Raw genomic sequence first — 20,608 nt, forward strand, 5'->3', positions numbered from 1 at the left:
AAAGGTTTATATGATGGAGGTTTATGCGAATCTCTTATGTTTTTATTTTGCACGTCATTAACATACGCGTGCCTTAAAAACATGTTATCCGAACGATAGCTTTCTTTTCATAGATGAATCCACTAGTAGAGCGAAATACTTCATTCCATAAAGCAATAGCGACAATAAACGCAAAAAAGCCCTTCCCAACACAGGTGGGAAAGGGCTTTGCAATCATTCAAGAGTAACGTTCGAGAACTGAGTTGCACGATGCGCGCCTTTAAAATCTTATTTTTTACATGCTTTCATACGTGGATCACGTGTAAGCAATCCTGCTAATGTCAATTTCCCCGGAAATCAGTTTCTACAGTAAGTAGAGCCGTACGTTACCGCTTCGGTTCATAATCAAGCATTTGGAACATTTCTTGTCGTTCTTGAGTGGTTAAGTCACGCCATTGACCGACAGGCAAATTGCCCAAGTGAATATTCATAATGCGCGTACGTTGCAAGCGTCTGACGTTGTAGCCGAGAGCCGAGCACATGCGGCGGATTTGGCGATTTAAGCCTTGTGTTAGTGTGATGTTAAATTTGCGCGGCCCTAATTGTTTTACTTTGCATGGTTTTGTTCTGGTATCTAAGATTTCTACGCCAGCTTCCATCTGTTGAATGAATTCCTTTGTAAGTGGACGGTCGACAGTGACGATATATTCTTTTTCATGACCGTGTTCCTCGCGCAAGATTTCATTCACAATGTCGCCGTCATTCGTGAGAAGTAATAGTCCGTCAGAATCTTTGTCGAGACGGCCGATATGGAAGATGCGAAGTGGGTGATTCACAAAATCGACGACGTTTCCTTCGATATGGCGCTCCGTCGTGCTTGTGATGCCAACGGGTTTGTTGAGCGCGATGTAGACAAGTTGCTCCTCAGTTTTGACGAGCTTGCCATCCACATGCACTGTGTCTCCCTGTTCCACTCGGCTGCCGAGTTCTGCGGGTTGACCATTAATTGTCACACGTCCGTCTTCGATCCATTTATCGGCACCACGTCTTGACACGATACCGGCTTCGCTTAAGTATTTATTAATTCGCATAGATTGTCACCTTTTTCAAGATTCATTTTCTATATTGTACCGCTTGCAGAGGGGTTATACAAAGTCGGGGCATTGCATATCTTATTGGGTGGTTGACAAGTGACTGCGTGAATAGTAAAATAAATACAACTTTTTTGTTCGGGATAGGTAGAGGTGCCGGGAGCGGTGCCGCCTAAGAACAGATGAGCCGAGTTGAGAAGAGCATAGCTGAGAAAATTGTTGAATAAGAGGAGTAGCATCGGATACGCGTATTTAGAGAGTCAGTGGGTGGTGCAAACTGATTCGCGGCCGATGTGAATGGACTTATGAGAGCTGCTTGGAAATTTCTGTTTCCAGGTGGACGCTGTTCCCGCGTTACGGGAAGCGTCTTTTTTAGACGCGCCGAGTGGAAGCTTATTTTCGTATGGCTTCAAATTGAGGTGGCAACGCGGGACTCCGGTCTTCGTCCTCTGCAATTGGACTAATCTGTCCAATTGCAGAGGACTTTTTTGCGTTTAGAGCAACGGTAGAGTCGCCCCGTTTGCATTGGGGAATTGTGTGTGAATTGTGTGGGGGACTGGCACCGATAACGTGGGTGGAAGGACCTAAAATGGTCATTAGAATTGTGAAAGTGATCGATAGACTCCCGGAAATGATTGATAGAACCTGGGAAATGATCGATAGCAGTCGTTTTCGAGTGCGAAGCCCTGCTGTGATGGGGACTGACACCAAAAATAGGAGAAGAGGAGAGATGAGGATGGAGCAGATGAGTTTGAGGGTAAAGAGGCGGAAGGTTGAGGGGGATTCGTTGACGCCGGTGTTGATTTTTAGGCGGTTGAAGGGGCGTTGCCGGTTTTTGTTGGAGAGTTCTTCGCAGCATGAGGGGGCGGGGCGGTATTCGTTTATTGGGGTTGATCCGGTGAAGGCGTATCGTGGTTCGGCTGTGAAGCTAGAGGAGGTTGTGTATGCGACGGGGAGGACGTATACGCATGAAGGGGATTTGTATACGATGCTCAAACGGTTGATGCCGCGGATTGCGGAAGAGGGTGACTATCCATTTACGGGCGGGGCTGTTGGTTATGTCGGGTATGGCGCGGCACAAGAGGTGGATGCAGTTCGTGGGGAGTTGCCGGATGTAAATTTCAATGTTTACGACACGGTCATCATCTTTGATCATTTGTTAAATGACGTGACATTGCTGCATACGGAAATTCATGCTGAATATGGCCAGACGGATTTAGAAGCGCTCGAGAAATTGATTACGACGGGCGACGTAGAGGAAGAAAGAGGGGTTTCGGTGTCGGATTATCGGTACACCCTGTCTCAACAGCAATTTGAGGATCGCGTCCGTCAAGTGCAAGCGTATATCGCTGCGGGAACGGTTGAACAAGTTGTATTGTCGCGCAAGTTGGAAGCAGATATCGAAGGCGATCCATTCGCGCTCTATCGTAAGTTACGAAAGCAAAATCCTTCGCCATATATGTATTACATGGAATTTGATGATCATGTCGTCATCGGCGCATCGCCCGAAAGTCTTGTGAAGGTGACGAATGATCAAGTGGTGACGAACCCGATTGCAGGGACCCGGAGGCGTGGACGGACTACAGAGGAAGATATTGCACTTGAAGAGGAGTTACGGAACGATCCGAAAGAGTTGTCCGAGCATGACATGTTAGTCGCAGTCAGTGAAAAGGAATTGCAGACAATTTGTGATCCTGCAAGTGTCGACGTATCCAACTACTTGCAAACGGTCCGGTATGAACATGTCATGCACCTCGTGTCGGAAGTGGAGGGCACATTAGCACCTGGGCGTCACGCACTCGATGCCCTGAAGGCGACATTGCCGGCAGGAACGGTGACAGGTTCGCCGAAAAAGCTTGCGATGAATATTATTTCACAATTGGAAGAGGAACCGCGTGGCATTTATGGAGGGGCTATCGGCTACATTGGTTTAAACGGCAATATTGATTTTGCGTTGACAATTCGGACGATGCTCGTCAAAGACAAGAAAGCGTTTGTGCAAGCTGGAGCAGGTATCGTGGAAGCGTCAATTCCTTCATTGGAGTATAAAGAAACCGTGAATAAAGCCCGTTCGCTGTTGGAAGTAGTGAAATGAACAAAGGGAACACAATTCGTATAGGAACAGGTCGATGACAGTTCTTTGATCGAAAATCTGCATGAAAATGAATAAAGAAAAGTCTTAAAGAAATGATGAGTCCAGTTTAGAAAAGCAGAGGAGAGATGAGTGTGAAAAAGTATATAGAAATAGTAAATGAAGGTCGAAACTTACTATACGGCGAGATGATAGAAGCGGCGCAACAACTATTTAGTGGAGAAGCAACTGATGAGGATATGACCCGCTTTCTTGTAGGATTAGCGAACAAAGGAGAAACGGCATCGGAAGTGGCGGCACTTGCGACGGTCATGACGTCTCATGCATTGCCAGTTGACGTGCCGCAAGCGCGGTATTTGGACAATTGTGGAACGGGAGGCGACGGTTCGAACTCATTTAACATTAGTACAACAGCAGCGTTCGTTCTAGCGGGTGCTGGCGTAAAAGTCGCGAAGCATGGCAACCGTAAGATTTCCAGTGCGGCGGGCAGTCATGATGTGCTCGATGCGTTAGGCATTCACGCGCGTTTTAACACAACAGAGATGGCGGACTTGCTTGAAGCGGAAGGAATTACGTTTTTATTTGCCCCGGTTGTCCACCCGAAGATGAAACGGATCGGTGAAATTCGAAGACGAATTGGCAAGCCAACGATTTTTAATCTCGTCGGCCCGCTGACAAATCCGGTTTCGCTACCGACACAATTCACAGGCATTAACCGACCAGACTTCATAATGGACTATGCGTCTGTACTGCGCATGCTTGGCAGGGAACGAGCAATTGTCATGTCAGGTGCAGGTGGGATGGATGAAGCTTCACTTGCCGGGCAAAATTCGTTTGTCCTGTTGGATAAAGGCGATTTAATTCCTTTTTCTTTAACCGCAGAGGAGGTTGGGTTGAAATACGCACATCCTTCTGCGATTCGCGGAGGAACCGCTGATGAAAATGCAGCGATGATCCGCTCCATATTAAATGGGGAACGCGGGCCGCGATTTGACACAGTCGTATTGAACGCAGGTTTAGGTCTTTTTGCAAATGGGTTAACAGACACAATCCGTGAAGGGGTGGACGTAGCGACAGATAGCATTGTCAGTGGTCATGCACGACGGAAACTGGAAGCAGTCGTTGCATATAGCGAACAAATCGGACGGGAGGTGTCCGTGTGATGACGATATTAGACGAAATATTGAGCGTGAAGCGGCTTGAGGTAAAGCAATTGTTGATGAATGAACAGGATGTTTCCCGTGAAACAATTTTGAAGAGACCCTCCCTCTTTAACGCATTAAAAGACGCAAAAAAACTTCAAGTCATTGCAGAAATTAAACGCGCTTCCCCGTCGAAAGGTCTCATAGCGGAAGGGGCGAATCCAGTAGCACAAGCGAATTTGTATGAAAAGGCAGGCGCTGCTTGTATTTCAGTACTCACCGATTCAACGTTCTTTAAAGGTTCTATGAACGACCTGGCTGCAGTTGCTGAAACGGTTAGACTACCACTGCTTTGCAAAGATTTTATCATTCATGAAGTACAAATCGACCGAGCAATTCAAGCAGGCGCATCAGTCGTTTTGCTCATTGTCGCTGCACTTGACGATGTGACGTTACAACGTCTCCACCGTTATGCGACAGAAGGAGGACTCGACGTGTTAGTCGAAGTACATGATGTGCAGGAGTTGCAACGAGCGCTTGCGATAGACGCAAAAATTATTGGCGTTAATAACCGTGATTTGCGGACATTTGAAGTAGATTTAGCAAGGACGGAAGAAGTGGCAAAACAGTTTCCGTTCGATGAAGATCGGGTGTTCATTAGTGAGAGTGGCATCTTTAACGAGGAAGATGCGAGACGCGTGGCAACAGCAGGTGCATGTGCAGTTCTAGTGGGTGAATCGTTAATGCGCAGTGCGTCTGTTCATGCATCCATCCAGTCGTTGCAAGTACCGAAAGTAGGTGTGCTGTCATGACGAAAGTGAAAATTTGCGGATTGATGGAAACTGAGCATGTTGAAGCGGCGGTTGAAGCGGGTGTGGATGCGGTCGGATTCGTGTTTGCACCAAGCAGACGCCGTGTCGCGATTGCGCAAGCAAAAGAACTGGCAAGATCGGTCCCTGAGCATGTGTTGAAAATCGGTGTTTTTGTGAATGCGACCGTGGAAGAGTTGGTGTTTGCGTATCGAGAGGTTCCTTTGGATATTGTGCAATATCACGGGGAAGAATCTGCCGAATTTATCCAACGTGTAGGACTTCCTTCTATTAAAGTAGTAGCAGTGCGTGGTGCTGATGATGTGATGGATGTGAGGGAAGCTAAAACGGATTTTGTGTTGGTGGATGCGCCGGGTATAGAGTTCAAAGGCGGTAGCGGTAAGGTGTTTGACTGGAGCTTGTTGAAAGGTGAGTTGCCGAAGGAACGTATGATTGTGGCGGGCGGTTTACATGCGGGCAATGTCCGGGATGCAATTCGGCAAGTGCGACCTTTCATGGTGGATGTGTCAAGTGGAGTGGAGAAGGACGGACGAAAAGATGCATCTTTGATACGCGAGTTTATTCGTGTAGTGAAAGAGGAGGAGAGTTGAGGATGGTAATGGAGATGAGGAAAGGCAGATATGGAAAGTTTGGCGGGCAGTATGTACCGGAGACGTTGATGACGGCTTTGCTCGAACTGGAGGAAGCGTATGAGGATGCGAAGAAAGATCCACGGTTCCAAAAGGAGTTAGACGGTTATTTACGCGATTTCGTTGGACGCGAAAACCCATTGTATTTTGCGGAACGTCTGACAAAATTGGTCGGAGGTGCAAAAATTTTCTTGAAGCGTGAGGATTTGAACCATACGGGTGCTCACAAAATCAACAATTCGCTTGGGCAAGCATTGCTAGCAATCCGCATGGGTAAAAAGAAAATCGTTGCAGAAACGGGGGCAGGTCAGCACGGGGTGGCAACTGCGACTGCGTGTGCGCTCTTTGGCTTGGATTGTGTCGTGTTCATGGGAAAGGAAGATATTCGGCGACAAGCGTTAAATGTCTTTCGAATGGAGTTGCTCGGGGCGAAGGTCGTATCGGTCGACAAAGGAGCAGGAACGTTGAAGGATGCGGTCAATGAAGCGCTTCGCTATTGGGTAGCACATGTTGAGGATACGCATTATATATTAGGGTCTGCGCTTGGTCCACATCCGTTTCCTGAAATTGTCCGTGACTTCCAACGAGTGATCGGCGTTGAGACACGAAAGCAAATTGTCGAGAAGGAAGGGAGGTTGCCAGATGCTGTTGTCGCATGCATCGGAGGCGGCAGTAATGCAATTGGCATGTTCCATCCGTTTATTGACGATGAGGAAGTTGCGCTGTACGGAGTGGAAGCTGCAGGAAGCGGTATTACGAGTGGTATGCATGCGGCTGCCATTGCAGATGGAAAGGAAGGCGTACTGCATGGGGCGTATATGTACGTGCTTCAAGACGACGATGGGTTTATCCAGGAGGCGCATTCGATTTCAGCGGGGCTCGACTATCCTGCGGTTGGACCGGAGCATTGTCATTTGCATGACAGAGGACGCGTAACGTATTCAGCTGTAACGGACGTAGAAGCTTTGGAAGGCTTACAAACATTGGCGAAAACTGAAGGGATTATTCCTGCGCTAGAAAGTGCACATGCGGTACAGTTTGCGATTGGTCTAGCCGAAGGAATGTCTAACGATGAAATTGTCGTCATTTGTTTGTCGGGCAGAGGCGATAAAGATATGCAAACAGTGCGTGAAGCATTAGGGGGTGTAGCAAAATGAAGACGTTAGAAAAGCGGATTCGCACAACTGTGCAACAAGGCAATAAAGCGTTCGTGCCCTATATGATGGCGGGTGATGGTGGATTGAATGTGTTGAATGATCGCCTACTCTTCCTACAAGAAGCGGGTGTGACGGCGATTGAAATCGGCATTCCGTTTTCAGATCCGGTTGCTGATGGCGAGACGATTCAGCAGGCAGGAGAGCGTGCGCTTGCAAATGGGGTCACGTTGCGGAAGGTGTTGGATACATTAGAAACCCGGTCTCACGATGTGCACGTTCCTCTTGTCATCATGACGTATTTGAATCCAATTTTGGCATATGGAATCCGAGAATTTATCGCTCGATGTAGCGAGGTTGGCATTAAAGGATTAATTATTCCGGATTTACCGTTGGAAGAGAACGTTCCGTTTGTGAATGAGTTGAACGAAACGGATATTGCATTGATTCCCCTTGTTTCCCTCACGAGTTCTGCGGATCGGATCGCGAACATCGTTTCACAGGCAGAAGGGTTTGTGTATGCAGTGACCGTAAACGGCATTACGGGTATCCGCAATGCGTACGATGAAACGTTAGTTCAACATTTACAACAATTGAAAGCGTCAAGTCCTGTGCCGGTACTTGCCGGATTTGGCATTTCAACTGCTCGCCAAATTGAAGCATTCGGTGCTTGTACCGATGGCGTCATCGTCGGAAGTGCGATCGTAGAGGCGTTTCATAGAGGCGACGAGCAATTCATAAAAGAGCTTGTACAATCCAGTACTTCAATTCGTTCGCTGTCTTGACTGTTTGTAACATAAACGTAATAGTCCGAATTGAAACTTTAGATGCCTTTGCCACGTACATATAGCAAAGGAGTTGTGCGGCATGAACATGGAGATGATTCGGCATGAAGTGGAAACGACCTATGACAAAGTGAAATCCTTGGCGGGATGGAGTGTTGATAAGAATGTGGTGTTAACAATTACGTCTTATTACGTGACTGTGGGTAGAGAATTCAATGCAATCAATTTCAGCTGTGCACTTGAAGCGTTAAAGTCGAGAGCGGGTTGGTTTTCGCCATTGCGTGGGAATCTCTTGCCGATGATGGCGGCATTTTTAGCTCAATCGGGTCCGTCCATAGAAGAAGAGGCCGACCGGTTGATGGAAAAACAACGTGTGTTGAAGCAAGCAGGCTTCCGTAATACAATCCATTCTTACTTAGCCGCCCTACTGATGGACAATGAGCCGTCGACATTTGCGGAAGAAGCCGAACGGGCAAAGCAATTATATGACGCGATGAAAAAACAGCACTTCTTTCTCACGTCCGATGATGATTATGCGTATGCAATGCTGCTCGGCAAGAAAAAGGAAAGTCCCGAATTACATGCACAGGCGATGCGGGACTATTATGATGCACTTCGTGAGAAAGGCTTTAAAGCGGGGAATGAACTGCAATGGTTATCGCAAGTGATGACGTATATGGATATCCAGTTCGATCCGCTTCGCGTGGACAGAGCAAGCACCTTATTTGAAACGCTTCGTAAACAGTTAAAAGCAAAACCGGTTCATTATCCGATGATCGGGTTTCTGACAGTGTTTGAAGTACAAGATGAAAAACTACAAGAAATTGTTATGCTGGCGAAACAATTGGAGCAGTCGAAGCGTTTCAAATGGAACCGGGAAATGGCGCTATCGGTAGCAATCGGTCATGTGACCCATCAATTGACCGAAGATCCCCAACAAATGAGCATTAGTCTAGCAGCTTCGATCGAAATGATCTTGCAAGCACAACAGGCCGTTATGGCGACGACAGTGGCTGCTGTTGCGGCATCTTCTGCTGCAAGTTCGTCCAACGGATAATTGAAGAAGCACTGTCATTGAACAGGAGGTAGGTCGTTAGTTTGGCTAACGGCTTTTCTTCCTGTTTTTAATTGGGAAAAAGGTAAATTAGTGAAAAAGTTTTGTTCCAATAAACCTATTAGAAAACGCTTACATATCAACGATTATAACGAGTTTGATACATTGGAAATAAAATAAGATTTTGATATTCTAAAAAAACAGTATTGTCAGCACGATTCTGTTGTAGTATATTAGGTTCAATAACTGTTGATTAAATCTGAAAATTGGTTATTCGCAACTGTGTTTAATTGTAAGGAGGAAGTTCATTGAAAAACCCGGTATTGGAAATAAAAAATCTCCGTACATCATTTAGCATCAAAGGTGATTACTATGCGGCGGTTGACGATGTTTCCATAACAGTTCACGAAAATGAAGTTGTTGCAATTGTAGGGGAATCGGGTTGTGGAAAGAGTGCACTGGCACTTTCAATAATGGGGTTACATAACCTTAAAAATACAAAGCTAGAAGGCGAAGTTAATTTTGGAGGCCGCAATCTCCTGTCGCTCTCCCGTTCTGCTATGGATAAGGTGAGAGGTAAAGACGTCGGGATGATTTTCCAAGACCCGATGACCGCTTTGAATCCGCTTGCAACAATTGGTAGACAGATAGAAGAACCTATGGATTACCATATGAAACTATCTGCTGCAGATAAGAAAAAGCGCACACTTGAACTTCTTCGTCGAGTGGGTATTAAAAACGAACAACGCGTCTATGAGCAATATCCGCATGAATTATCAGGAGGGATGAGACAACGTGTCGTCATCGCCATCGCACTTGCTTGTGACCCTGTATTACTTCTCGCGGATGAGCCGACGACTGCCTTGGACGTTACAATTCAAGCTCAAATTATGGACTTGATGAAAGAGCTCCAGAACCAAATGAAAACAGGCATCATCCTCATTACCCATGACTTAGGCGTCGTTGCTGAGATGGCGGACCGTGTTGTCGTCATGTATGCAGGGGAAGTTGTCGAAATCGCTGACGTAAAGGAATTGTTCTCAAATCCATTACATCCGTATACGCGATCGCTATTAAACTCAATTCCTTCCAATTTGGAGTCGAAAGAGAAATTGCATGTCATCGACGGAATCGTTCCATCCATTCAAAACCTTGACCGTACAGGTTGCCGTTTTGCGCCAAGGATTGCCTGGATTCCTGAAGATGCACATGAAGAAAGACCGGAAATGCATGAAGCGAAGCCGAATCATTTTGTGAGATGCTCATGTTACAAAACGTTCTACTTTCCGGAGGACAGAGTAGGAGAGAGAGAATATGTCGCTACTGAAAGTGAATGATTTAAAAATTCATTACCCGATTAGAGGCGGTTTTTTCCGTCGTGTCGTCGATCACGTAAAAGCAGTCGATGGTATTAGTTTTGAATTACAACCAGGTGAAACGTATGGCCTAGTAGGAGAGTCGGGCTGTGGAAAAACCACTTCAGGTAGAGCGATTATCGGCTTGAACGAAGTGACAGCTGGTGAAATGCTTTTCGAAGGGAAAGATTTGGCCCAGATGGGACGTTCGGAACGCCGTAAATATACGAAGGATATTCAAATGATCTTCCAAGATCCGTATTCGTCTTTGAATGGTCGGAAGAATATCTTGAGTACGATTGCAGAACCGTTACGAAATTTTGAACGGTTATCGCCAAAAGAAGAGTTGCTACGCGTACAAGAACTAGTGGCACGAGTCGGATTGGCACCTGAGTCCATTTACAAATACCCGCATCAGTTTTCGGGCGGACAACGTCAGCGTATCGGAATTGCACGTGCTTTGGCGTTAAATCCAAAATTAATCATTGCGGATGAGCCCGTTTCAGCATTGGATGTTTCTGTACAAGCTCAAGTATTGAATTTCATGCAAGAAATTCAAGATGAATTTAACTTGACGTACTTATTCATCTCGCATGACTTAGGAATTATCCAACATATGTGTGACCGAATCGGTATTATGTATCGCGGACGTTTCGTTGAAGAAGGGACCGCATCTGATATTTACAACAACCCTCAACATGTGTATACGAAACGACTCATTGCAGCGATTCCGGAGATGAATCCTGAAAAACGTTTTGAAAAGATGCACTTGCGTCAAGCAATCAACCAAGAATACCAAACTGAATATAGCAGTTACTTTGATAATGATGGACGGATGTTCGATTTGAAGAAGATTTCAGATTCACATTCGGTCGCCATGCAGTAAGGGGGATGAAGTGAAATGTTAAAGTTTATATTACGTAGAACATTGCTCATGATCCCGCAACTCATCCTTCTCAGTATTATCATCTTCATGCTGGCGAAAATGATGCCGGGTGATGCGCTTACAGGATCATTCCAAGGAAATCCGGATGTTTCGCAAGAACATTTAGAAAAACTACGTGAAAAAGCGGGGCTAAATGATCCTTGGTACGAACAATATGGAAGATGGCTTGGTAATGCGGTGACGGGTGATTTCGGTATGTCATACGTTCACTCGCAAAAAGTGACGCATTTGCTCGCAGGGAAAGTGGAAAATACGTTGCTGCTTGCTACCTTCACATTAATTGTTACTTATTTAATTGCCATTCCGCTTGGCATAGTGGCAGGTCGTTGGACAGATTCTTGGGCGGATAAAGCAATTGTTACGTATAACTATTTTGCGTTTGCAACGCCACTGTTCGTCTTTGCATTGCTAATGATGTTCTTTTTCAGTTTCGTTTTGGATTGGCTTCCGTACGGAAATAGTGTTGACGTACGATTAGAGGCGGGTACGTGGGATTATTATGTCAGTAAAGCGAAGCATCTAGTGCTACCAGTATTATCCGGTTCAATCTTATTAACTTATAGCACAATTCAATATTTGAGAAATGACATTATCGATCAAAAATTGAAAGATTACGTGAAAACAGCCCGTGCAAAAGGTGTGCCTGAAGGCAAGGTGTATACACGACATATTTTACGTAACTCACTTTTACCGATCGCAGCATTTTTAGGTTTTGAAATTACTGGTTTAATATCTGGATCGGTCTTTATTGAAACGATCTATAGTTACCCTGGACTTGGATATCTTTTCATTCAGTCAATTTCGACGCGTGATTTCACCGTTGTAACAGCACTTGTAATGATTTCGGGAGCTGCTGTTATTATCGGAACGATGCTATCGGATATTATTTTAAGCATTGTCGATCCGCGAATTCGTATTGAATAATGGAAAAGAAGGAAGAGGAGGGGAATGGATATGAAAGATACAGTCGTCTTAGACGAAAAACAACTCATAGCGAGAGAGAAGCTAAATAATCCTTCATTGCTGAAGACGATTTGGCGTGAAATAAAAAATGACAAAATGGCATTAGGTTCATTAATAATATTAACAATTATTGTACTAACTGCTTATATATCACCCTTATTCATTGACCAGTTGCAATTGAAGCGAGTGAATTTCCTAGCTACATGGAAACCGCCTTCCGCAGAACATTGGCTTGGTACGGATGATGGAGGACGGGATGTATTCGGGCAATTGTTGTTAGGTACACGTAACTCATTTACAATCGCGATTTTTGTAACATTAATTTCTGGAGTTTTTGGTCTGACATATGGACTAGTCGCAGGCTATTACGGTGGTAAGATCGATAATATATTGATGCGAATTTTGGAGTTTTTAATGGTTCTACCATCATTAATGTTCATTATTGTTTTCGTAGTAATTGTACCGAATTATACGGTATTTTCATTCATCCTCATTATGGGTGCATTCGCTTGGTTTGGAAAAGCAAGGTTAATCCGTTCCAGGGCATTATCTGAAAGGGAGCTTGACTACATCAATGCTTCCAAGACGTTGGGAACACCGAGTTGGAAAATTATGTTTTTTGAAATGTTTCCAAACTTAAGTTCACTCGTCATTGTCAATATGACACTTACGCTTGCAAACAATATCGGGTTGGAGACGGGCCTTACGTTCTTAGGTTTCGGTTTACCTACTGGTACATCTTCGCTAGGAACGCTTATTGCGTACGCGAGAACTCCAGATGTTGTGCAAAATAAGTGGTGGGTATGGTTACCTGCAGCATTGCTGATTTTAGTAATGATGCTGTGTATAAATTACATCGGGCAAGCGGTGAAACGTGCGTCTGATGCAAGGCAAAGATTAGCCTAAAAAAAAGGGGAGGTAATACAAATGGCAAAGAAGCAGTTTTTGCTACTTGCAAGTCTCTTACTAGTGCTCAGCGTATTTTTAGCTGCATGTACGGGTAAAGACGAGAAAGACGGTGCTGGAGAAAAAGAGCCAGCAAAACCAGACACAGAAGAAACAGATGGCGGCGATGACGAGCCAGCAGAAGAAAATCCAAACGCAGGTCTAGATTTCCCATTAGAGGTTTCTAACAAAGCCGAAGCAATGGAAGATGGAGAAATGACAGTTGCTATGGTAACTGACACTCCATTCGAAGGAACGCTTAGCCGTGTGTTCTATAAAGGAACATTTGACGCTGAAATCATTAGCTATTTTGACGAAAGTCTTCTAGCGACAGATGGTGACTATTTAATCACTAACGACGGTGCAGCTGAATATGAACTTTCAGAAGATAACAAAACAATTACATTGAAAATTAAAGACGGTGTGAAATGGCACGATGGCGAGCCTGTAAAAGCAAGTGACCTTCTTTACTCTTACCAACTACTTGGTCACCCTGAATACACAGGAACTCGTTATACATTCATGATTGAAAACGTTGAAGGTATGCCTGCATACCATAACGGTGAAACAACAGAAATTTCCGGTATTAAAGTATCCGAAGATGATAAAGAAATCTCCATCACGTATACAGAAGCAACTCCTTCTGTTATGTCCGGTATTTGGGCAGCTCCAACACCAAGACATCACATTGGTGACGTAACAACTGGTGAAGTGACAATGGAAGAAATCGTTACTTCAGATAAAATCCGTGTTAACCCAATCGGTTTCGGTCCTTACAAAGTAGCTAAAATTGTTCCAGGTGAATCTGTTCTTTATGAGCGTTTCGACGACTACTGGAGAGGTAAACCAGCTCTTAAACAATTGGTACTAAAAGTAGTAAACTCTGCAGCAATTCTTGAAGCGTTGAAAAAAGGCGATGTGGATTTAGCTTCAATTCCAGTTGATCAATACGAAAAAGCAAAAGAAATCGGCAATATCGAACTTCTTGCAGATATTGACACTGCTTACACGTACATTGGATTCAAACTTGGTAAGTGGGACGATGAAAAGAAGGAAAGTGTAACAGATCCTAATGCTAAGTTGGCTAACAAACTTGTTCGTCAAGCAATGTGGTATGCAATGGATAACGAAACAGTAGCGAAAGAATTGTACCACGGTCTTCGTTTCCCAGCGACAACGCTAATTATCCCAGTATTCTCTAGTTTCCATGATTCAAGTATTGAAGCGCCAAGCTACGATAAAGAAAAAGCAATCGCTCTTCTTGACGAAGCTGGATATGTGGATGTAGATGGCGATGGTTTCCGTGAAAACGATAAAGGTGAACCATTTGTTCTTAACTTCGCTTCTATGTCAGGTGGAGAAATTGCTGAACCACTTGCACAGTACTACATTCAACAATGGGGCGATGTAGGTATTAAAGTTCAACTTCTTGACGGGCGTCTACATGAGTTCAACTCTTTCTACGATATGGTAGAAGCTGACGATCCGAAAATCGACATTTACCAAGGTGCTTGGGGAACTGGTTCTGACCCAGATCCATCTGGCCTATATGGTAGAACAGCAGCATTCAACTACACGCGTTACACAAGCGAAAAGAACGATGAGCTTCTAAAAGCGGGTACATCATTAGATGCATTCGATGCTGATTTCCGTAAAGATATTTACAAGCAATGGCAAGAATTGATGGTTGAAGAAGTACCGGTTGCTCCAACTCTATACCGTTACTACTTAATGGGTGTTAGCGACCGCGTTGTTAACTACTCAATCCAACCAGGTGCTGAAAACGCACGTCCATGGAAATGGGGCGTATCTAAGTAATTCTTAGATACTCGTATTACAAAACCGTCATCCGGAAAACAGGATGGCGGTTTTATTTTTCTACTATCATATTGAAATATTCTCAAAAATTTGATAGAATTGAACTTATCAATTAGTCATACACCTAACGCTACAAAGGGAATTCAACATGGGGGAATGAAGATGAAAATATACGTATCTGTTGATATGGAAGGCATTACGGGACTGCCAGATTATACGTTCGTTGATTCAAGTCAACATAATTACGAGCGGGCAAGGCGGATTATGACGGAGGAAGCAAATGCAATTGTGCGTGCGGCGATCGGTGAGGGCGCCAAGAGTGTACTTGTTAATGACAGTCATTCGAAGATGAACAATTTACTAGTAGAGGAATTGCATCCGGATGCTGAGTTAATAACTGGTGGAATGAAAGCGCTTTCGATGGTAGAGGCGATGGAAGCATCATTTGACGGGGCTATTTTTGCTGGATACCATGCCAGAGCTGGTCAACCAGGTGTTATGAGTCACTCTATGATTTTTGGCGTTCGCACGATGTACATAAATGATGTAGAAATAGGGGAACTCGGATTCAATGCGTATGTAGCAGGTCATTTTGGGGTACCTGTCATACTGGTTGCAGGTGATGATTGTGCATGCAAAGAAGCAGAGGCGTTAATCCCGGGCGTTGTTACTGCGGCCGTCAAAGAGTCGATTACGCGATCTGCGGTGAAGACGCTTCATCCTAAAAAGGCGCACGCCTTACTAGAAGCGAAGACAGCAGAAGCAATTGCGAAACGGTCAACAATCCAACCACTTGTCCCTCCAGCCAATCCGACATTGCGCATTGAGTTCACAAACTACGGGCAAGCAGAATGGGCTGCACTTATGCCAGGATGTGAAATTGAACCGGGTACGACGATTGTGAAATTTGAAGCGAAAGATATTTTGGAAGCTTATCGTGCGATGCTCGTCATGATCGAACTGGCTTTACAAACGAAGTTCTGCTAAGGGGGAAGTTGAATGGGGATTTACATCGTTAAGCGATTTGCCATGATGGTCGCTACCATATTTATTATTGCAACGTTGACGTTCTTCCTAATGCACGCGATTCCAGGCTCACCATTTGACGAAGAACGTACATCGAATCCTACGATTCAAGCAAATTTAGAGAAGTTTTATAAGCTGGATGAGCCGGTCATCGTTCAATACGGACATTACTTAAAGTCTGTCGCTACATTTGACTTTGGACCATCCATCAAAAAACCAAATGAAACGGTGAATAGTTTGCTTGCAAGGGGGTTCCCGATTTCTGCTGAACTCGGTTTAATTACGATATTAGTAGCCGTATTGTCAGGGGTCACATTAGGCACATTAGCAGCACTTCGCCATAATGACATTATCGATTATATTGCAATGGCCTTTGCGGTAGTCGGAATTTCTGTTCCGAACTTCGTTTTGGCGACGTTATTAATTCAACAACTTGCTGTCACATGGGAGTTGCTTCCACCTGCCACGTGGAGCAGTCCGTTGCATATGGTGCTTCCAACATTGGCACTTGCCACGGGGCCAACAGCTATTATCGCTCGTCTCACCCGCTCCAGCATGCTAGAAGTGCTAACGCAGGATTATATGAAAATGGCGAGAGCAAAAGGGTTGTCTCCTGCACGAATTGTTATTAGACACGCACTGCGGAACGCATTAATGCCTGTCGTAACGATTATGGGAACGATGCTAGCGGGAATTTTGACAGGAACGTTCGTTATTGAAAAAATCTTTGCAATTCCGGGTATGGGAAAATACTTTGTAGATAGCATTAATAACCGGGATTATCCGGTCATTATGGGGACGACAGTGTTCTATAGTGCTTTTCTTGTGTTCATGCTATTTCTCGTCGATATTGTGTATGGGTTTCTCGACCCTCGCATCAAGTTGCATAAGAAAGAGGGGGAGGCATAATGGTCAATCATCAGCAACCTATGCATGTGCCAGATGAGTGGTTCAAACCGAAGGAAACGGATAAGGAGCAAGCAGAGTCCGTTGTTCGCCCGTCACTATCCTATTGGAAGGATGCATGGCGAAGATTACGGAAGAATAAAATGGCGATGGGTGGTTTAATATTTCTTATTCTATTAACCTTGTTCGCCATTTTTGCACCGATCTTATCCCCACACAATATTGAAACAACGCAATACGCGAACCAAAATCAGCCACCATCAGCAACCCATTGGTTTGGAACCGACGAGAAAGGGTGGGACGTTTTTACAAGAACTTGGTACGGCGCACGCGTATCGCTATTTGTCGGTGTAGCCGCAGCGTTGATTGATTTTTTTATTGGCATCATTTACGGGGGCATTAGTGGCTATAAAGGCGGTCGTACCGATTCGTTGATGATGCGAATCATTGAAATTTTATATGGACTCCCGCATTTGCTAGTGGTCATTTTGTTGATGGTCATTATGGGAGCAAGTTTGACGACGATTATCATCGCTCTCACAATTACCGGTTGGGTAGGGATGGCTAGGATCGTTAGGGGGCAAGTATTGCAAATTAAAAACTATGAATTTGTAACGGCCTCCAAATCATTTGGTGCGAAAACGCCAAGAATCATAAGGAAAAATTTATTGCCGAATACAATGGGGCCGATCATTGTCCAAATGACGTTGACTGTTCCGAGTGCCATCTTTGCAGAGGCATTTTTGAGCTTCCTCGGTCTAGGGATCGCGGCACCGTTTGCCAGCTGGGGTGTAATGGCGAATGATGCGTTGCCGGTCATCTTGTCCGGTCATTGGTGGAGATTGTTCTTCCCAGCGTTTTTCATATCGATGACAATGTTTGCATTTAACGTCCTCGGAGACGGTATGCAAGATGCGCTTGATCCGAAACTGAGGGGGTGATTCATTTGACTGAACAAAAAACAAATAAGCTAGGATCCACTGCAGTGGCGACAAAGCCACCGAAGAGAAAGAAAGTGTTCACTGAAACGATGCTGTCTGTCCAGGATTTATATGTGTCGTTCAAGACATTCGGCGGTGAAGTACAAGCATTACGCGGTGTCTCTTTCGATTTATACAAAGGGGAGACGCTTGCCATCGTCGGTGAATCAGGGTGTGGGAAAAGTGTAACAGCGAACACAATTATGGGGTTACTCCCTCATCCTGCTGGAAGAATAAAGAACGGTAGTGTCATCTTTAAAGGCCGCGATATAACGAAATTGGACAAAGCGGGCATGCGTAAAGTGCAAGGAGTCGACATTTCGATGATCTTCCAAGATCCGATGACTGCATTGAACCCGACACTTCAAATTGGCGAACAGTTAACGGAGGGCTTACGTACACATCAGAAAGTAAGTAAGGAAGAAGCACGAAAGCGGGCAATCGAATTGTTGGATGTTGTCGGCATTCCAAATCCTGAAGAACGGCTGAAGCAATACCCGCATCAGTTTTCAGGTGGTATGCGACAGCGAATTGTCATCGCCATCGCGCTTATCTGTGAACCGGAGTTGCTTATCGCCGATGAGCCGACAACTGCATTGGATGTAACAATCCAAGCGCAAATACTCGAGTTGTTCGAAGAAATACAAAGCCGCACGGGGGTATCGATTATTCTCATTACGCATGATCTTGGGGTAGTCGCAAAAATCGCCGATCGAATTGCTGTCATGTATGCAGGAAAGGTCATTGAAATTGGGGAAAAGCGAGAAGTGTTTTATTCTCCACAACATCCGTATACAAAAGGATTACTCGCTTCCGTACCGAGACTAGATTTAAAAGAAGAGGAATTGCAACCGATTGACGGGACGCCACCAGATTTGTTTGCACCACCGGTTGGTTGTCCGTTTACTGCAAGATGTCCATTCGCGATGGAAGTGTGCGATAAGGTGTATCCACCAACGACTACGCTCTCTGTCACACATCAAGTCGATTGTTGGCTGCAAGATGAACGGGCGAAAAATGTGTTCAGCTAAGGAAGCTGTCTAACAGATAAAAAGGGAAATTCACTTGGGATGGAAGTAGTGACTTGAGCGGCTTGCTATAGGGAATTGATTAGGGTTCACGCACATTCGTGCTTAACTATTCATAGACAAACAAAGGGGGCTTTTGTAATGAAAAAGTGGTTAACGTTTTTACTGATGGCGATGCTCGCGCTTGTTCTTGCGGCGTGTACTGCCAATAAGGATGCAGGCAAAGAACCAGATGAAAAGACAGATCCTGCACCTGAAACGGAAGAAGGAGAAGGGAAAGAAGAAACGGGAAGTGGCGAAAAAATCCTCTATTTGAACAATGGAGAAGAGCCAACGTCATTTGATCCGTCCATCGGGTTTAACGCTGTATCATGGAGCGCGCTGAACAACATCATGGAAGGTTTGACGCGTTTGGATGAGGATCATAAAGCGGTCGAAGCGACAGCAGAAAAAATTGATATCTCAGATGATGGCTTGACGTATACATTCACAATCCGTGAAAACGCAAAATGGTCAAATGGAGATCCAGTCGTAGCGGGAGATTTCGTCTTTGCATGGAAACACATGTTGAATCCTGAAACAGCATCACCTGCAGCTTTCTTGGCATACTTCATCGATGGAGCTGAAGCATACAATACTGGGGAAGGTTCAGCAGATGATATTGCAATTGAAGCAAAAGACGAGAAAACATTCGTTGTTACGCTAACGTCACCGAACGAAGCGTTCTTGAACATTATTACAAACCCAAGCTTTTTCCCGATCAATGAAAAAGTGGCAACTGCTGACCCGACTTGGCATACAGAAGCGGCTACATTTGTAGGGAATGGACCGTTCAAATTGTCTGCATGGGATCACGATGTAAGCTTTGAGTTTGAGAAAAACGAACACTATTGGGATGCAGCGGCTGTAAAACTGGATAAAGTGCATTGGGCAATGGTGAATGATTCAACAACCTCTTACCAAATGTACCAATCAAACGAGCTGGATGTATCCGGTGTGCCTTCTGAATTGGCAGATCAGTTGAAAGATAGCGATGAACTCCGTATTGATGACCAAGCAGGTTTATATTTCTACCGCTTCAATACATCAATGGAGCCGTTCCAAAACAAAAAGATCCGTCGTGCATTCGGTCTAGCTGTCGATCGTGATGAAATCGTAAACTTTGTAACGAAAAACGGTGAAAAACCAGCTCGTGGATTTGTCACGTACGGATTTATCGGTCCGGACGGGAAAGAATTCCGTGAATCGGTTGGTGACCTTGTTTCTTACGACCCTGAAGAAGCAAAACGTTTGCTAGAGGAAGGGATGAAAGAAGAAGGCTATACAGAACTTCCTGAAATCACGCTGTCTTATAACACAAGTGAGTCTCACCAAAACATTGCAATTGCGCTACAATCGAAATTTAAAGAAGTATTAGGTGTAGATGCGAAATTGCAACAAGTGGAAGGTGCGGTATTCCTATCTGAGCAAAAGGAATTCAAATACCAAATGTCCCGTTCTTCTTTCTTGCATGACTATGCTGACCCTGTCAACGCACTTGAGAGCTTCATCACGGGTTCGTCGATGAACCGTACGACATGGTCAAATCCAGACTACGACAAGCTCATCACAGATATTAAGAACGAAACAGATGAAAACAAACGTTGGGAGCTCTTACAACAAGCAGACAAACTTCTAATGGAAGAAATGCCTGTTTTCCCACTATACTTCTACAACCAGACAACACTTGAAAAGCCGGGCGTATCCGGAATCCTGCGTCACCCTGTTGGCTACGTCGACTTGAAATACGCGGATAAGAAGTAATCTTCAGTCGCGGTGTCCGTCATGGCGCCGCGATTTTGTCATTTATGTGAAGAATCGTCAGAATTGTGTTGGTGCCTGTCAC

At 44.8% G+C, this 20,608-nt stretch carries 18 protein-coding genes and 1 other annotated feature; of the genes, 17 read left to right on the forward strand and 1 reads right to left on the reverse strand.

Going from position 1 to position 20,608, the window contains the following annotated elements:
• Positions 1-365: 365 nt before the first annotated feature.
• A complete protein-coding gene (rluF, locus tag QT711_RS08350; protein WP_317943383.1) occupies positions 366-1,070 on the reverse strand; it encodes a 23S rRNA pseudouridine(2604) synthase RluF in 705 nt (234 codons plus the stop codon).
• Between the two features lie 210 nt (positions 1,071-1,280).
• Positions 1,281-1,523, forward strand: a binding site (T-box leader).
• Between the two features lie 136 nt (positions 1,524-1,659).
• Between rluF and QT711_RS08355 the strand changes: the two genes are divergently transcribed.
• The 17 genes from QT711_RS08355 to QT711_RS08435 all read left to right on the forward strand — a co-directional run bounded on the left by QT711_RS08355 (position 1,660) and on the right by QT711_RS08435 (position 20,526).
• Positions 1,660-3,165: an anthranilate synthase component I family protein gene (locus QT711_RS08355; RefSeq protein ID WP_317943385.1), complete on the forward strand. Its 1,506-nt coding sequence runs from the start codon at positions 1,660-1,662 to the stop codon at positions 3,163-3,165.
• Between the two features lie 125 nt (positions 3,166-3,290).
• On the forward strand, positions 3,291-4,325 hold the full coding sequence (gene trpD, locus QT711_RS08360) for an anthranilate phosphoribosyltransferase (protein WP_317943388.1): 1,035 nt from the start codon (positions 3,291-3,293) through the stop codon (positions 4,323-4,325).
• A complete protein-coding gene (trpC, locus tag QT711_RS08365; RefSeq protein ID WP_317943546.1) occupies positions 4,325-5,116 on the forward strand; it encodes an indole-3-glycerol phosphate synthase TrpC in 792 nt (263 codons plus the stop codon). The genes trpD and trpC overlap by 1 nt, the downstream gene beginning before the upstream one ends.
• Positions 5,113-5,724, forward strand: a complete 612-nt coding sequence (locus QT711_RS08370; protein WP_317943389.1) for a phosphoribosylanthranilate isomerase — start codon at positions 5,113-5,115, stop codon at positions 5,722-5,724. Before trpC ends, QT711_RS08370 begins: the two co-directional genes overlap by 4 nt.
• 2 nt (positions 5,725-5,726) lie before the next feature.
• The gene (gene trpB, locus QT711_RS08375) at positions 5,727-6,920 is read left to right on the forward strand and encodes a tryptophan synthase subunit beta (RefSeq protein WP_398295820.1); all 1,194 of its coding nucleotides are present in this window, start codon (positions 5,727-5,729) and stop codon (positions 6,918-6,920) included.
• Positions 6,917-7,702: a tryptophan synthase subunit alpha gene (gene trpA, locus QT711_RS08380; RefSeq protein ID WP_317943390.1), complete on the forward strand. Its 786-nt coding sequence runs from the start codon at positions 6,917-6,919 to the stop codon at positions 7,700-7,702. The genes trpB and trpA overlap by 4 nt, the downstream gene beginning before the upstream one ends.
• Positions 7,703-7,784: 82 nt before the next feature.
• A complete protein-coding gene (locus QT711_RS08385; RefSeq protein WP_317943391.1) occupies positions 7,785-8,759 on the forward strand; it encodes a DUF4003 family protein in 975 nt (324 codons plus the stop codon).
• Positions 8,760-9,064: 305 nt separating this feature from the next.
• The gene (locus QT711_RS08390; protein WP_317943393.1) at positions 9,065-10,093 is read left to right on the forward strand and encodes an ABC transporter ATP-binding protein; all 1,029 of its coding nucleotides are present in this window, start codon (positions 9,065-9,067) and stop codon (positions 10,091-10,093) included.
• Positions 10,071-10,997: an ABC transporter ATP-binding protein gene (locus QT711_RS08395; RefSeq protein ID WP_317943394.1), complete on the forward strand. Its 927-nt coding sequence runs from the start codon at positions 10,071-10,073 to the stop codon at positions 10,995-10,997. Before QT711_RS08390 ends, QT711_RS08395 begins: the two co-directional genes overlap by 23 nt.
• A 15-nt stretch (positions 10,998-11,012) precedes the next feature.
• Positions 11,013-11,981: an oligopeptide ABC transporter permease gene (gene opp4B, locus QT711_RS08400; protein WP_317943395.1), complete on the forward strand. Its 969-nt coding sequence runs from the start codon at positions 11,013-11,015 to the stop codon at positions 11,979-11,981.
• Positions 11,982-12,011: 30 nt separating this feature from the next.
• Positions 12,012-12,926 carry an ABC transporter permease gene (locus QT711_RS08405; protein ID WP_317943396.1) on the forward strand — a complete coding sequence of 305 codons (915 nt, stop codon included), beginning with the start codon at positions 12,012-12,014 and terminating at the stop codon, positions 12,924-12,926.
• Between the two features lie 21 nt (positions 12,927-12,947).
• Positions 12,948-14,783 carry an oligopeptide ABC transporter substrate-binding protein gene (gene opp4A / locus QT711_RS08410; RefSeq protein ID WP_317943397.1) on the forward strand — a complete coding sequence of 612 codons (1,836 nt, stop codon included), beginning with the start codon at positions 12,948-12,950 and terminating at the stop codon, positions 14,781-14,783.
• 162 nt (positions 14,784-14,945) lie between these two features.
• Positions 14,946-15,770, forward strand: a complete 825-nt coding sequence (locus QT711_RS08415; protein ID WP_317943399.1) for a M55 family metallopeptidase — start codon at positions 14,946-14,948, stop codon at positions 15,768-15,770.
• Between the two features lie 12 nt (positions 15,771-15,782).
• Positions 15,783-16,718, forward strand: a complete 936-nt coding sequence (locus QT711_RS08420; protein WP_317943400.1) for an ABC transporter permease — start codon at positions 15,783-15,785, stop codon at positions 16,716-16,718.
• Positions 16,718-17,656, forward strand: a complete 939-nt coding sequence (locus tag QT711_RS08425; RefSeq protein ID WP_317943401.1) for an ABC transporter permease — start codon at positions 16,718-16,720, stop codon at positions 17,654-17,656. Before QT711_RS08420 ends, QT711_RS08425 begins: the two co-directional genes overlap by 1 nt.
• An 89-nt stretch (positions 17,657-17,745) precedes the next feature.
• Positions 17,746-18,726, forward strand: a complete 981-nt coding sequence (locus QT711_RS08430) for an ABC transporter ATP-binding protein (RefSeq protein WP_317943550.1) — start codon at positions 17,746-17,748, stop codon at positions 18,724-18,726.
• 138 nt (positions 18,727-18,864) lie between these two features.
• Positions 18,865-20,526: a peptide ABC transporter substrate-binding protein gene (locus QT711_RS08435; RefSeq protein WP_317943402.1), complete on the forward strand. Its 1,662-nt coding sequence runs from the start codon at positions 18,865-18,867 to the stop codon at positions 20,524-20,526.
• Positions 20,527-20,608: the final 82 nt, after the last annotated feature.

The sequence above is a fragment of the Sporosarcina saromensis genome (assembly GCF_033253735.1).
GTDB lineage: Bacteria > Bacillota > Bacilli > Bacillales_A > Planococcaceae > Sporosarcina > Sporosarcina saromensis.